General features: G+C 68.5%; 10 protein-coding genes and 2 pseudogenes. 7 read left to right on the forward strand and 5 right to left on the reverse strand.

Annotated features, from left to right (window positions below; genetic code table 11):
• Nucleotides 1–114 precede the first annotated feature (114 nt).
• Nucleotides 115–1,296: an L-talarate/galactarate dehydratase gene (locus tag ACWDO5_RS02815; RefSeq protein WP_450527814.1), complete on the reverse strand. Its 1,182-nt coding sequence runs from the start codon at nt 1,294–1,296 to the stop codon at nt 115–117.
• A 388-nt stretch (nt 1,297–1,684) separates the two neighbouring features.
• Between ACWDO5_RS02815 and ACWDO5_RS02820 the strand changes: the two genes are divergently transcribed.
• From ACWDO5_RS02820 to ACWDO5_RS02835, 4 genes are all read left to right on the forward strand, one after another.
• Entirely contained in the window at nt 1,685–2,560 is an 876-nt protein-coding gene (locus tag ACWDO5_RS02820; protein WP_450527816.1) for a LysR substrate-binding domain-containing protein, read from the forward strand.
• A 179-nt stretch (nt 2,561–2,739) separates the two neighbouring features.
• Nucleotides 2,740–4,143 carry an MFS transporter gene (locus tag ACWDO5_RS02825; RefSeq protein WP_450527818.1) on the forward strand — a complete coding sequence of 468 codons (1,404 nt, stop codon included), beginning with the start codon at nt 2,740–2,742 and terminating at the stop codon, nt 4,141–4,143.
• A 1,690-nt stretch (nt 4,144–5,833) separates the two neighbouring features.
• Nucleotides 5,834–6,244 carry a VOC family protein gene (locus tag ACWDO5_RS02830; RefSeq protein WP_450527819.1) on the forward strand — a complete coding sequence of 137 codons (411 nt, stop codon included), beginning with the start codon at nt 5,834–5,836 and terminating at the stop codon, nt 6,242–6,244.
• 559 nt (nt 6,245–6,803) lie between these two features.
• Entirely contained in the window at nt 6,804–7,937 is a 1,134-nt protein-coding gene (locus ACWDO5_RS02835; RefSeq protein ID WP_450527952.1) for a site-2 protease family protein, read from the forward strand.
• Between the two features lie 9 nt (nt 7,938–7,946).
• On the opposite strand, the gene ACWDO5_RS02840 is transcribed toward ACWDO5_RS02835, so the two are convergent.
• Nucleotides 7,947–8,378, reverse strand: coding sequence for an SRPBCC family protein (locus ACWDO5_RS02840; protein ID WP_450527821.1), 432 nt, complete (start codon nt 8,376–8,378; stop codon nt 7,947–7,949).
• A 552-nt stretch (nt 8,379–8,930) separates the two neighbouring features.
• Here ACWDO5_RS02840 and ACWDO5_RS02845 point away from each other — a divergent pair.
• The 3 genes and pseudogenes from ACWDO5_RS02845 to ACWDO5_RS02855 all read left to right on the forward strand — a co-directional run.
• Nucleotides 8,931–9,128, forward strand: a pseudogene (locus ACWDO5_RS02845) (DUF488 domain-containing protein); the annotation flags it as partial.
• A gap of 18 nt (nt 9,129–9,146) precedes the next feature.
• Nucleotides 9,147–10,033: pseudogene (locus ACWDO5_RS02850) on the forward strand (Na+/H+ antiporter NhaA); the annotation flags it as partial.
• A 580-nt stretch (nt 10,034–10,613) separates the two neighbouring features.
• Entirely contained in the window at nt 10,614–10,757 is a 144-nt protein-coding gene (locus tag ACWDO5_RS02855) for a hypothetical protein (protein WP_450527822.1), read from the forward strand.
• Between the two features lie 308 nt (nt 10,758–11,065).
• Here the strand turns inward: ACWDO5_RS02855 and ACWDO5_RS02860 are convergent, their stop codons facing one another.
• The 3 genes from ACWDO5_RS02860 to ACWDO5_RS02870 all read right to left on the reverse strand — a co-directional run bounded on the left by ACWDO5_RS02860 (nt 11,066) and on the right by ACWDO5_RS02870 (nt 13,123).
• Nucleotides 11,066–12,112, reverse strand: coding sequence for an SPFH domain-containing protein (locus ACWDO5_RS02860; RefSeq protein ID WP_450527823.1), 1,047 nt, complete (start codon nt 12,110–12,112; stop codon nt 11,066–11,068).
• Between the two features lie 3 nt (nt 12,113–12,115).
• Entirely contained in the window at nt 12,116–12,547 is a 432-nt protein-coding gene (locus ACWDO5_RS02865) for an NfeD family protein (protein ID WP_450527824.1), read from the reverse strand.
• A gap of 381 nt (nt 12,548–12,928) precedes the next feature.
• A complete protein-coding gene (locus ACWDO5_RS02870) occupies nt 12,929–13,123 on the reverse strand; it encodes a hypothetical protein (protein ID WP_450527826.1) in 195 nt (64 codons plus the stop codon).
• Nucleotides 13,124–13,365: the final 242 nt, after the last annotated feature.

A 13,365-nucleotide genomic window follows, 5' to 3' on the forward strand; every position in this document is an offset into this window, starting at 1 on the left:
GCCGGGGCGGGACATGCGTCTGGCGCGGGCTCCGCCGCTGTCCACGTCCAGCGGAGCCCGCGCCAGGTCTGCGCGCCACGGGAAGGGGCACGGACAAGCGGGTGTGGTGAGGCGTTAAGGGCGCTTGCCGACCTCGTGGGTGGCCTGGGTCCAAGCGCGCGCCTGGTCGGTGAGGGTGATGCCCAGGCCGGGGCGGGAGGGGACGTGCATGCGGCCGTCGCTGATGGTGAGGCGCTCGTTGAACAGCGGCTCCAGCCAGTCGAAGTGCTCCACCCAGGGCTCGATCGGGTAGGCGGCGGCCAGGTGGAGGTGGATCTCCATCGCGAAGTGGGGAGCGAGCTGGAGGTTGTGGTGCTCGGCGAGGGTCGCGAGCTTGAGGAACTGGGTGATGCCGCCAATGCGCGGGGCGTCGGGCTGGATGATGTCCGCGGCGTTGCTGCGGATCAGCTCCCAGTGCTCGGCGACGCTGGCGAGCATCTCGCCGGTGGCGATGGGGGTGTCCAGGGACGCGGCGAGCGCGGCGTGGCCCTGGGCGTCGTAGGCGTCCAGGGGCTCTTCGATCCAGACGAGGCTGAACTCCTCCATGGCCCGGCCCATGCGCTGGGCGGTGGGCCGGTCCCACTGCTGGTTCGCGTCGACCATCAGCGGGACGTCGTCGCCGATGTGCTCGCGTACCGCGCTCAGGCGGCGCAGGTCCTCCTTGCGATCGGGATTGCCGACTTTGATCTTTATGCCGCCGATGCCGCTGGCCAGTGAGGCGGTGGCGTTGTCGAGGACCTGCGCGGTGGGGGTGTGCAGGAAGCCGCCGGAGGTGTTGTAACAGCGCACGGAGTCGCGGTGGGCGCCCAGGAGCTTGGCCAGCGGCAGGCCCGCGCGCTTGGCCTTGAGGTCCCACAGGGCAACGTCGTATGCGGCGATGGCCTGGGTGGCCAGCCCGCTGCGTCCCACCGAGGCGCCGGCCCAAGCCAGTTTGGTCCAGATCTTGCCGATGTCGCTGGGGTCCTCGCCGAGAAGGTTGTCGGCGATCTCCCTGGCGTGGGCGAACTGGCCTGGCCCGCCGGCGCGCTTGGAGTAGCTGAAACCGATGCCCTGGTGGCCCTGCTCGGTCCCCAGTTCCACGAAGAGGAACGCCACTTCGGTCATGGGCTTTTGGCGTCCGGTGAGGACCTTGGCGTCGCTGATCGGCGTGGCCAGTGGCAGGGTGACCGAGGAGAGCTTGATCCAGGAGATCCTGTCGAGCGTCGCCTCGCCTGCACGGTGCGCGGCATTGGTTGTCGTGTGGGTCATGGTCACCACTTCGTGTCCCTGGGGTGTGAGGCGGATGCGACCGGCCCTTTGCCGGGCGGCGGTCTTGAATCACGAGTCGGCGGGTGCGGTGCGCCCGGCGGGCGCCGCGGGGCGCACGTCGCGTCTGCCGTGCTGCGAGTGGGCGGTTGCCGGCGTGCGGCGTGCGTTGGGTTCACGCTCGGGGAACGTACCCCAGCCCGGAGGCAGGGGTTCCGGAAGGGGGGCGGGGTGGCTGCGGCATGACGTGGTGCTCCCAGTGCGAAGGCGATCGGCCCGGCCACGGCCTTGCGGACGGGGTTGGCGGGCGGCTCGCCGTTGAACTCCCTTTGAAGCTAAGGTCGGTGATTAATCCACGTCCAACATAAATTTTGCATGCGCTGATACCTGGAGGGAATCGTTGTTCACGCTGGCGCAACTCACGAGTTTCGTGGCGGTAGCCGAGGAGCTGCACTTCACCCGGGCCGCGGAGCGGCTGCAGATGACCCAGCCGCCGCTGAGCCGGCAGATCCAGCTCCTGGAGCACGACTTGGGCGTGCAGCTGCTGGATCGCACCAACCGCTCCGTGCGGCTGACCCCGGCGGGCCGCGCCTTCCTCAACGAGGCCCGCCGCATCCTGCGCCAGGCCGAGCACGCCGCCCTCGCCGTACGGCAGGTCTCCGCCGGGGAGGCGGGGGCCATCGCGATCGGGTTCACGGCGGCCGGCGCCTACTCCGCCCTCGGCACGTTGCTCAACGTCGCCCGCTCCGCCATGCCCGGCGCGGAGATCCTGCTGCGCGAGCTGGTCACCCGCGACCAACTGGAGGCCATCACCGAGGGCTCCCTCGACCTCGGCATGATCCGGCCCGCAAACACTGGACCTGACCTGGAGACTCGGCCCGCCATAAAGGAAGGCTTGCTCGCAGCCCTGCCCACCGGTCATCCGCTCGCTGCGCGCGAGGGGAACCTGTGCGTGGGGGACTTTGACGGGCAGCACGTGCTGATGTACTCGCCGGTGGAGTCCCGCTACTTCCACGAGCTGCTCGTCAGCATCTTCCGCGCGGCCCGGGTCGCGCCCATGTTCACCCAGTACCTCAGCCAGGTCCACAGCATCCTGGCGATGGTCAACGCAGGGTGGGGCATCGCGCTCGTCCCGGAGGCAGCAGCTCAGATGCAGTTCACGGGGATCACCTTCAAGTCGCTGTCCCTGACCGAACCCAAGCCCGTTGAGCTGAACCTGGTGTGGCGGAAAAACAACGACAATCCCGCCCTGCATGCCCTGCTCCGGCATCTGTGACACGCGGGCGATACACGCACATCCCGCCGGAGTCATGCGCGCAAGGTATCGCAGCCTACAAAAATCGATATAGACGGGAATGAGAAGCGAACCTACGGTCATCACTCAGCCACTCGTGCTGTGGCTTGGACCACAAGCGGCAACGCCGCCGCCACCCCCAGGTCTAGGAGATTGACCTCATGACAGCTCTCGACCGGCAGGACGAGCCGGTGACCGCCGTCCCCACCGCCAAAGCAGGCCGTGTCAGGTACCTGATTCTGGCCATGCTGTTCGCCGTCACCACGATCAACTACGCAGACCGCTCAACCCTCTCGATCGCGGGCGACTCCATGCAGAGGGACCTTCACATCAGCTCCGGGGAGCTGGGCATCCTCTTCTCCGCGTTCTCCTGGTCCTACCTCATCGCCCAGATACCCGGCGGATGGCTGCTGGATCGATACGGATCCAAGAAGGTCTACGGGGCCGCGATCTTCCTCTGGTCCCTGTTCACCATGCTGCAGGGCACCATCGGGTTCTTCGCCGGAGCAGCTGTCGTGCTGCTGTTCGTGTTGCGCTTCGTGGTCGGCGCGGCCGAGGCGCCGTCCTTCCCCGGCAACTCGCGCATCGTCGCCGCCTGGTTCCCCACCAAGGAACGCGGCTTCGCCTCCGCCCTGTTCAACTCCGCCCAGTACTTCGCCACGGTCGCCTTCGCACCGCTGATGGGCTGGCTCGTCGTCGCCATGGGCTGGGAACACGTCTTCACCGTCATCGGCGGCGTCGGTGTCGTCCTGGCACTGATCTGGACGAAGGTCATATTTCCTCCGCGCAGCCATCCGAGGATGACGGCGGCCGAGCTCGCCTACATCGACGCGGGCGGCGCCCTGATCGACATGGACGCCCCCACCGCCCAGGAAGAGGCCAAGGCCAAGGCGGCCACCAGCGGCAAGGAGAACATGCGTCACATCAAGACGCTGCTCACCAACCGCACCATGCTCGGCATCTTCGTCGGCCAGTACTTCATCAACACCATCACCTGGTTCTTCCTCACCTGGTTCCCGGTGTATCTCGTCCAGGAACGCGGCATGAGCATTCTGGAAGCTGGCTTCGTCGCCTCGCTGCCCGCACTGTGCGGCTTCTCCGGCGGAGTGCTCGGCGGATTCCTCTCCGACAGCCTCGCCCGCCGCGGCGTCAGCCTCACCGCCGCCCGCAAGATCCCCATCGTCGTGGGCCTACTGCTGTCCACCAGCATCATCATCTGCAACTACGTCTCGGCGTCCTGGCTGGTCGTGCTCATCATGTCCCTCGCCTTCTTCGGCAAGGGCCTGGGCGCTCTGGGCTGGGCCGTGATGGCCGACGTCTCGCCCAAGCAGATCGCCGGTCTCGCTGGCGGTGTGTTCAACGCCTTCGGCGCTGTGGCCGGCATCGTCACCCCGCTCCTGATCGGCTACATCATCGACACCACCGGCTCCTTCGACCTGGCCCTCGCCTTCGTCAGCGCCTGCGCCGCCATGGCCGTCATCAGCTACGCCGTCATCGTCAAGGACATCAAGCGCCTCGACCTCGAAGGCGCCGACGACCACGCTCACCAGCCCCAGCCGGCCTGACCCCAGCCCCCGGACAACCGGCCCCCGCACACGCCGCTTTGGGGCCAGTAGACGAGGCGGAGCCAGGCCCAACGGCCTGGCTGGCTCACACGTGCCGCCCTCCGGGCCACAGGCACCACTCCTGCACCACCACGCACGTAAGAGCCGCATTCCGCCCAAGCGTTCAACGCAGCACTCCATCGCTGCCAGGAGTTCCAGCAGGTGGCCTGTCCCTGGTCGAGGCTGTGACACTGCGGGGCTTCCGCGGCTCTGCTTGACGCACGGCCGCGGCCGTGACGCACGTTTGACGCACAGGCGCTCTCGGCCCGGGTCTGGAAGCCCTAGAAATGCCACCTGGCCTGCATCTTTCCTTGCGAGTGGCAAGTTGCACATCTTCCCGATGACGCATCACGTGGAGTGCGTGGCGATCCTTGAGCCTGCCGTAAAGGGCGCCTGACCTGCGGGTTTAGCTGGCGTGCATTATGTGCGTCACGGGCGATATCTTGACGCAAGTTTGACGCACGCTCTGACGATCCGTCATCCGTGCTGAGGCGCATGTCAGACGGCCGCTAAACAGAAACGCGCGGTGGAAGGCGCGGTGGGCCGCTTCCGCCATCCACGCGGGGACAGCTGAACGACGCCTCGTCCCGCCACGGCGTCCCGTACTGCGGCTTCACCCGTCGCGGGGGCCAGGACCATGTGGAGCTCTGGCGGTTCCGCCACGGCGCCGCCTCCGGCTTCAGCCCTGCTCCCCAGGGTCGGGAGGACGTCGTCGATGCGGAGATTGTCGATGACGAGCTGAAGGGAGGTGCCGGATGAGCGTTCCCAACAACCCACCTCCCGGCGACCGGAGGGAGCGCCCGTCGCTGACGGTTCGTGACCGACGCAGGATCGACCCGGTCACCCTCCAACTGCGGCCCGACTCCTCCAAGGAGAAGGCCACGCCCCGTCCGGGCGAGCGGGACGGTCCCCTGGCCGGACGGGGCGGAATGGGGTCCGGCGCTGCCCCGCCCCCGGCTCAGATGCGGGAGTCGCGGGAGCGCCCCCGCGGGTCGGCCGCCGTGTACGTGTGCGGGCTCAGCGGATTGCCCGCGGGGGCAGCCAGACCCCGTTTGGCGACAGCTGACGACGTATACGGTGCGGGACGTCACAGCCCCTCAGAGCCGATCGCGGCCCCGGCAGGGGCTAGTTCTTCCTCCGGCTTGTCGGCGATGACAGCTTCGGTGGTGAGGACACAGACCGGCGATGGACGCCGCGTTCTGCGGTCAGTGCCTCGTCGTCACCGACGACATGCGCCGCCGCGCGCTCGACGACACCAACGCGTTGTGCGAAGGACTCGTGGCCCTCACGCCCTGATAGTCGGAATCCGACCGGGCGAGCCGAGGACCTCGGCGGTGCCTGCTTCCTGTACGGCAGATCTCAAGCAAGAACGGCAAAGGACAGGCATGGACGAGACAGCGACGTTTCGCGTAGGGATCCGGTTCGCCGGACCAGCCTGACGGACAGGACCAGCCTCAAGGATTCGGCATCCAGGCGAAAGACGTTCGCCGCTGCGCTGCAGTCGCAACCCGCGGCTGGCTGACGTCGCGGATCCCATGAGGTCTGTCGGCTCACCTGCAATCCGAGGTGCGGTCGCACACAGCAGGCCGTTGTCAGTGGCCCCCGCTAATCTGCACAGATCCGACCGTTTACACCGTTCCAGGAGGTATTCATGGCCTCGCGACTCAACCCGTATCTCATCTTCGGCGGCGACGCCCGGCAGGCGCTGGAGTTCTACAAGGAGGTCTTCGGCGGCACCCTCACGCTCAACACCTACGGCCAGTTCGGCCAGCAGGGCACCCCGGAGGCCGACAAGATCATGCACGGCATGCTGGAGACCCCGAGCGGCTTCACCCTGATGGGCGCCGACACCCCGTCCGGGGAGCACACGCCGGGCAACAACTTCTCGGTGAGCCTCAGCGGCGACGACGACGTCGAGCTGCGCGGCTACTGGGAGAAGCTGTCCGCCGGCGGCTCCGTGTCCGTCCCGATGGAGAAGCAGATGTGGGGCGACGTGTTCGGCATGTGCACCGACCGCTTCGGCATCCCCTGGATGCTCAACATCGGCCAGCCGCGCAGCTGACCGAACCCACCCGCGGGTAACCCCAGCCAGATCGCACATCTACGTGCACGTTCCGATCACGAGTGGCGGGGCGCTGCTCTTGGCGTACCCCGAGGATTCGATTGGTTCGACGAGCCATACAACCGCACACGCCTCGCAGTTAGCGCCCTTTCCCTTGCGAGGTGGGGTGCCAGGACAGCCGGGTCGCTACGTAGCCGCGAGCGAGCCATTCGCTACCTCGCGCGCACCGCGCCCGCATCGGCATCATTGCCGCGCCTGCGTCCAGGGTGCGGTCATGGTTCTTGAGCCCCTCACTCAATATGGCCGTGTCCTGCGGCCGGGCGACTCGGCTGCTGGGTGTGGGGAAACGTGGTCGTCGGCAGTGGCTGGTCGACGACGAGTTGTGGGCGCCGGAAACCCTGGGCCCGGGCGGGCTGTCCCGCACCCGCCGCGCCGCCACCCACGACACGCTACTGGAGACCGGCTTCACGGGTCGCCGCCAGGGCTCCCGGCCATCCGCCGATCATCGCCCCGCCGTTTCCGGGTCCGAGGGCGGACCATGGAAATACAGGTGATGGTGATGAACGGCTCGATCCGGATCGGACAGGTGCGCGGGATACCTTTGCGGACGCACTGGAGCGTGCCGCTGCTGGTCGTGTTGTTCGCCCACGGGCTGGGCAGCCGCACCCTGCCCTCGTACGTACCCGGGCTGTCCTCCAGCGTGTACACGCTCGGAGCGCTGGCCGGGGCGCTGCTGCTGATGGCCAGCCTGGTGGTCCACGAGGCGGCGCACGCGCTGACCGGCCGCCGGGCGGGCATTCCCGTCCAGGACATGACGCTGTGGGCGCTGGGCGGGATGACCCGGATGGACCGGCCGAGGACCGCCCGCGCGGCGTTCGTGGTGGCCGTCAGCGGGCCGCTGGCCAGCCTCGCCGTCGGCGGGGCCGCCCTTGCGGCGGGGATGGGGACGTACGCGTTGTTCGGCCGCTCGGTGCCCGCCGCCGTACTCCTGTGGCTCGGCGGGGCCAACCTCCTCCTGGGGGTGTTCAACCTGCTGCCCGCCGCCCCGCTGGACGGCGGCCGGGTACTCCAGGCGGCGGTGTGGTGGCGCACCGGCGACCAGGACCGGGCGCAGCGGGCGGCCGGGCGCAGCGGGCAGGTCTTCGGCTGGCTGCTGGTCGCGGCCGGCGTGCTGTCGTTCGCGGGCGGGACGCCGGGCGGGCTGTGGCTGGCGCTGATCGGCGGGTTCGTCGCGATCGTGGCGTCGGCGGAGCGGAAGCGGGCCGCGCTGGGCGCGGCGCTGCGCGGCATCAGGGTGGCCGAGGCGATGTCCGGCCCGGTGACCACCGGCCCGGACTGGCTGACCGTCGACCGCTTCATCGACGAGGTCGCCGCCCACGCGGGCCACTCGGTGCTGCCGCTGCTCGACTTCGAGGGCCGCCCCAGCGGCGTCGTACAGCTGCGCCGGCTGGCGGCGGTGCCCCCCGCGCGGCGGCCCGCGGTGCGGGCGCGCGATGTGGCGGCCCCGCTGTCACGGTGCACGGTCGCGGCTCCCCAGGAGCCGATGGAGGACGTCCTGGACCGCATCGGCTCCACCACCGGCACCGGCCTACCCGTCCTGGTCATGGACGCCGGGCATCTGGCCGGGATCATCACCGCGCACGACATCACCCGCCTGGTCCGGCGCCACACCCTGGGCTCGGCTCCCGGTTAGTGCTCGCGGTCAGTGCTCGCGCTCCACGAGGTTCTTGAACTGCTCCAGGTCCTGCCGTACGAGGCGTTCGATCGCGGTGGCCTGCGCGAATCCCTTCGGCCCGCCGAAGGTCTCCGTGACGGCGCCGGGGTCGTACTCCAGCCGGACCTGGATGCGGGAGTGCTCCGCGTCGATCGGCAGCACCGAGAATGTGCCCGCCAGTCGCGGCCCGTTCGTGGTCCGCCACGCCATCACGCGGCCGCGGTCACGGTCGGTGATCTCGGCATCGAACCGCTGCGCCCGGCCGCCGGCCTCGACATCGAAACGCGCCCGTTGCCCGCCTTCCGCCCGGGCCTGCCGCACACCTCCGACGAACCGCGCGTACTCCTCGACCCGGTGCAGGCGGTCCCAGGCCACCTGGGTGGGAACGCTGATATCGATCTGCTCTTCGAGAGTACTCATGAGTAACCTCACCTGATCGGTCCACGCCCCCTCCCCTCCAGGGTGCGCCGCCCATAGCGCGCAGGCCACGGCGTCAGGTCCGGAGCGCCACGGCGTCGTGGTGCGACCGGCCGACGACGCGGGCACGCGGCGACAGACTGTTCGAGCTCACCGACGCGCTGCTGTGCGCGGACGGCCCGGTGACGACGCCCGCGGATCTGACGCTGCGGGCCGAACACCGCCGCGGACACGGTGCACTGCACGACGCTCTCAACCGCGTCGGATTGACGCCCGGCGGCGCGGCGGACGTTGGCCGCGCTGCGTCGCAAGGGTGACGGGAGCGCGGCGGCACCTGAGACGGTGCGCCGCAAGCGCAAGGTGCTGGTGCATGCCCTGCACTACGCCATCGAGCAGGGCGAGTTGGGCAGACCCCGGGAGCGGAACCGCCGGCGGGTGCCCAAGCAGGTGGTCGCGGTCGACCCGCGGGTGGTGGCCAACCCGCAGCAGGCGCTGTCCCTGCTGACCGCTGTCTCCTACATCGGGAGCTACCGGCGGGCACAAGGAGGCCCATCAATGGCTCGGAAGACTACGGTGCAGGTCCGCCGGGTCTATGATCCGGCGCAGGGCGACGGCGCCAGAGTGCTGGTCGACCGAATCTGGCCACGAGGACTGACCAAGGACCAGGCTCACCTCGACGAGTGGTGCAAGCAGGTCGTACCGTCCACAGAGCTGCGCAAGTGGTACAGCCACGACCCCGCGCGTTTTGCCGAATTCGGCCGCCGCTTAGCCGGCGGCGGTATGGACGGCTGGGCGGTACCGATGGCCACCGACATCGCCTTCGCCCTCGCGGCCCTGGCCGTCATCTCCACCCATCTGCCGACCGCCCTGCGGGCCTTCCTGCTCACCCTCGCGGTCGTCGACGACCTCGGCGCCATCCTTATCATCGCCATCTTCTTCACCTCCGACCTCAACCCCGTGGCGCTGGCCGGGGCGTTCGCCGGACTCGTCCTCTTCTACGTCCTGCAGCGGCTGCGGGTGCGGGGCTGGTGGTGGTACCTGCCGCTCTGCCTGGCGATCTGGGCCCTGATGTACAACGGCGGTGTCCACGCCACCGTCGCCGGCGTCGCCATGGGCCTGATCCTGCGCACCACCCGTGACGAGGGCGAGAAGGCATCGCCCGGCGCGCGCACCGGCACCTGCTGCACCCCTTCTCCGCCGGCGTCGCGGTACCGCTGTGCGCCCTGTTCGCCGCGGGGGCCAGCGTTTCCGGCGACGCGCTGGGCAAGGTGTTCACCAGCCCCGAACCCCTCGGCGTGGTCCTCGGCCTGGTGATCGGCAAGATCCTCGGCATCTTCGCCGGCACCTACCTGGCCGCCCGTTTCACCCGCGCCCAACTGAACCCGGATCTGGCCTGGGTAGACGTCTTCGGCCTGGCCACGCTGGCCGGAATCGGTTTCACCGTCGCCCTGCTCATCGGCGAACTCGCCTTCCCCACGGGAGACGTCGGCGAGCACGTCAAGGCCGCCGTCCTCATTGGCTCCCTGATGGCCGCCACGCTGGCCGCCCTGCTCCTGCACCGCAGGAACGCCGTCTACCGGCGCCTGTACGAGGAGGAGAACCTCGATGAGGACGCCGACGGCATCGCCGACATCTACCAGCAGAGCGACCCGGGCGGCAGCGCGTCCACCAGCCGTCAGAACGGACAGCCCGGCTGATGACCACCGCCGAAACCTTGGTACTGGCGCACGTGATCATCATCGCCGCCCTGGTTATCCGGACCGCGATCGGCGAGATCCGGCACCCGGGCAGTGCACGCAGCCAATGTGTCTCACCGACGGCCGGGCTCCGCGGGTCTCACAGTTGCCCTGGCCACCGCCGGGATCGGCTGGAGCCACGCCGGTTGGGCAGCGCTGGCCTGGGCTGTACTCACCGGGGCACTCACCGCCTTTCTGGTCAGCCAGGGCACACACCATCACTGACCTCAGACCCCCAATCAAGGAGCGCAGCATGTCGGCCAGACGGACCCGGGATCGTCCTGGCAGCCTCCGGGGTAACTCTCACGCTGGCCGGGGCGGCGTAGCAAGTCTTGCCCGGCCCCGGGCCTGCCCGACCTCGTCGTTGGCCTGGCCCTGCTGACCACCGGGCTCGTCATGAGGGCTGCCGGCCCCAGCCTGCGCGGCTGATTCGACGGCAGCGGGCCACGCCCACACGGCGGCCCTTCCGCTGACCACCTCTGACAACAGGAGCCACACGACGATGACCTGGCAGTGGATCGGACTTGCGATCTTCTCCCTCGCCTTGCTGCCTGCCGGACTGGCCATGGTCGGCGGCTGGGCACCCCGCCTCCACCGCGCCCACCGCGCCCACCGTCGCCACCCAGGCAGGCACCCCTATCGGTAGCGCCACGGGGACGCTCCGGTGGTCTGTCGCCTCTCGTACAGCCGTACCTCGACGGTCTGCTCGTCCGGCAGAACAAGGGTGATGCGCGCGTACGGTTTTGCTGGAGAGCCGCTCACAAGTCCGACCCATTTATGCCGGGCCGATCTCCAGCGCACGCGCCTGGCGACGCAATTCCCCACGGGCCGTCGGCGAACGACCCAGCGTGGACCAGTGCGGGTGCCAGAGAATCCGGGTGGACAGCCGCAGGAGCCGACGGTCTTGGCGTCATGCCCGACGGCGGCCGGTTGCTTCTCGATGTCCGGTGGTTCTCATCCACCGTCAGGGAGGGGGTGGGCCGGGAGGGCGCCGGAGGTGACGCCATCGGCCTTGGCTGCGTCGGCGACGGCCTCGGCGGCGGCCTCTGCGGCCTGCGCCGCGTCGTTGGCGGCCTGGGCAGCCCTGTCGTCTGAGGATTTCTCGCGGGTGGCCGGTGACTGGGGGAGCACCTCGCTGAAAGCGCGGGACACACCCTGGAGTGCGGAGGTGACCTCGCTGGGGATCACCCAGAATGTGCTGCCTGAGCCTTGCGCGAGTTGCGGCAGCATCTGGAGGTACTGGTAGGCGAGCAGCTGGGGGTCGGGGTCGTTGCGGTGCACGGCCTGGAACACCTCGTCGATGGCCCGGGACTGGCCCTCGGCCTGGAGGATCGCAGCGGTACGGTTGCCCTCCGCGCGAAGGACAGCAGACTGCTTGTCGCCTTCAGCGGTGAGGATCTGCGATTGGCGTTGTCCTTCGGCCCCGAGAATCGCGGCCCGTTTGTCCCGCTCGGCCCGCATCTGCTTCTGCATCGCGTCTTTGATGGACTGCGGGGGGTCGATGGCCTTGATCTCCACTCGGTTGACCCTCAGCCCCCACTTGCCAGTGGCCTCGTCCAGCACGCCACGGAGCTGGTTGTTGATGGTGTCGCGTGAGGTGAGAGTCCTTTCCAGGTCCATGGATCCAACGACGTTGCGCAAGGTGGTGACGGTGAGCTGCTCGACTGCCTGGAGGAAGTTCGCGATCTCATAGGCGGCCGCTCGTGGGTCGGTGACCTGGAAGTACAGGACGGTGTCGATTTCGACGACCAGATTGTCCTCGGTGATGACCGGTTGTGGTTTGAAGGAGACGACCTGTTCCCGCAGGTCGATCACCGGATGGACACGGTCGATGTAGGGGATGACGACGTTGAGGCCGGGTTGCAGTGTGCGGTGGTAGCGGCCGAGTCGTTCGACATTGCGAGCGCGTGCTTGGGGCACGATGCGTACCGCCCGCAAAACGGTGAAGACTGCGAAAAGCGCGACGATCAGTCCAGCGATGAGGAACGCCGAGGCTTCCATGGTTCACTCCCGGGGATAGACGAGTGCGGTGGTGCCGCTGATCTCTATGACATCGACGGTGGTTCCGGGAGGAATCACCAGCGTCTCGTCATAGGAGCGGGCCGTCCATTCCTCGCCGCCGATGCGGACCCTGCCGCCCAGGTCCGTCACCTCCGAGACGACATAGGCAGCCCTGCCGACCAGTGCGTCTATGCCGAATCGCTGCACCGGGGGATGGAGCACGTGGCGCAAGGCAATGGGGCGCACGAACAGCACGCTGACCGTGGCGACGATGGTGAACACCAAGAATTGCAAGGGCAGCGGAAGTCCGACCGCGGCGAATGCCGCCGTGACCAACGCGGCCCCACCCAGCATTCCGAGCGCAGCAGTGAGAGTGAAGATTTCCGCTACAGCCAACACCGCTGCGATGATCAACCAGATCAGCCATAGATCCATTGCATGCCCCTCCTGACTGGTGCGGGTGCGTGAATGGCTAGACGATGCTCCCTTGGCCGCCGATACGGGACAGCCGCGTACCCCTGAGAAAAGAAAGTCCTGCCGAACGAGCGGAGCTGTACTGGTGTAACGTGCCTCAGGCGACTACTTCATACTTTTAAAGTAATTTTACCCGTTCCGAAAAAGCGGGCTTTTTCCGTGCAGACGAGGCGATCTAGAGTTCTCCAGCCGTAGATCGTGATCTTGCTGGTCGGGTGTCGCGCCTTGGATGAGCTGATCCCTGTTGGGAGTGGGCGGGCGAGGTTCGCTCGCCATCTCAGGCGGGCTGGTCCGCAGGCGCGGCCACCGGTGATCATCGTGGTTTGTGAAGACGACGAACGATCAAGCGGTGGCCGCGTGACGCTCATCGAGGACGGCCTGCGCGTCCGGAACGGATTCGCCGAGGGCCCGCTCGACGGCGCGGCACTGCGCCGCGGCCCGCGCCGGATAGAAGCTGGACGAACTGCAGGAGAACGCCGACGCAATGACCGACGCGGAACTCCGCGACCAAGTGAACCGGGCGCTGCGCCACTTCATGCAGCGCCAGCCGCACGCCGATCAGGTCGCCAGCATCGCCGAGCAGATCCGCCACGGGTGCGCATCGACTGGTCGGCGGCCGACCGGCTCGCCTGCGCCTGACGCTCAACACCGTCGTAGGGGGTAGGAGCCCCTGGCCGGGCGCGGCAGGCCCCCAGCGCGCTTCCGCCGAGGGACGGATCAGGCACGCGTCGCGGCCTGGCCCGGCGCGTACGACAACGGGAGTACCGGCGGGCCGCAAG

Source organism: Streptomyces sp. NPDC000880 (genome assembly GCF_053599675.1).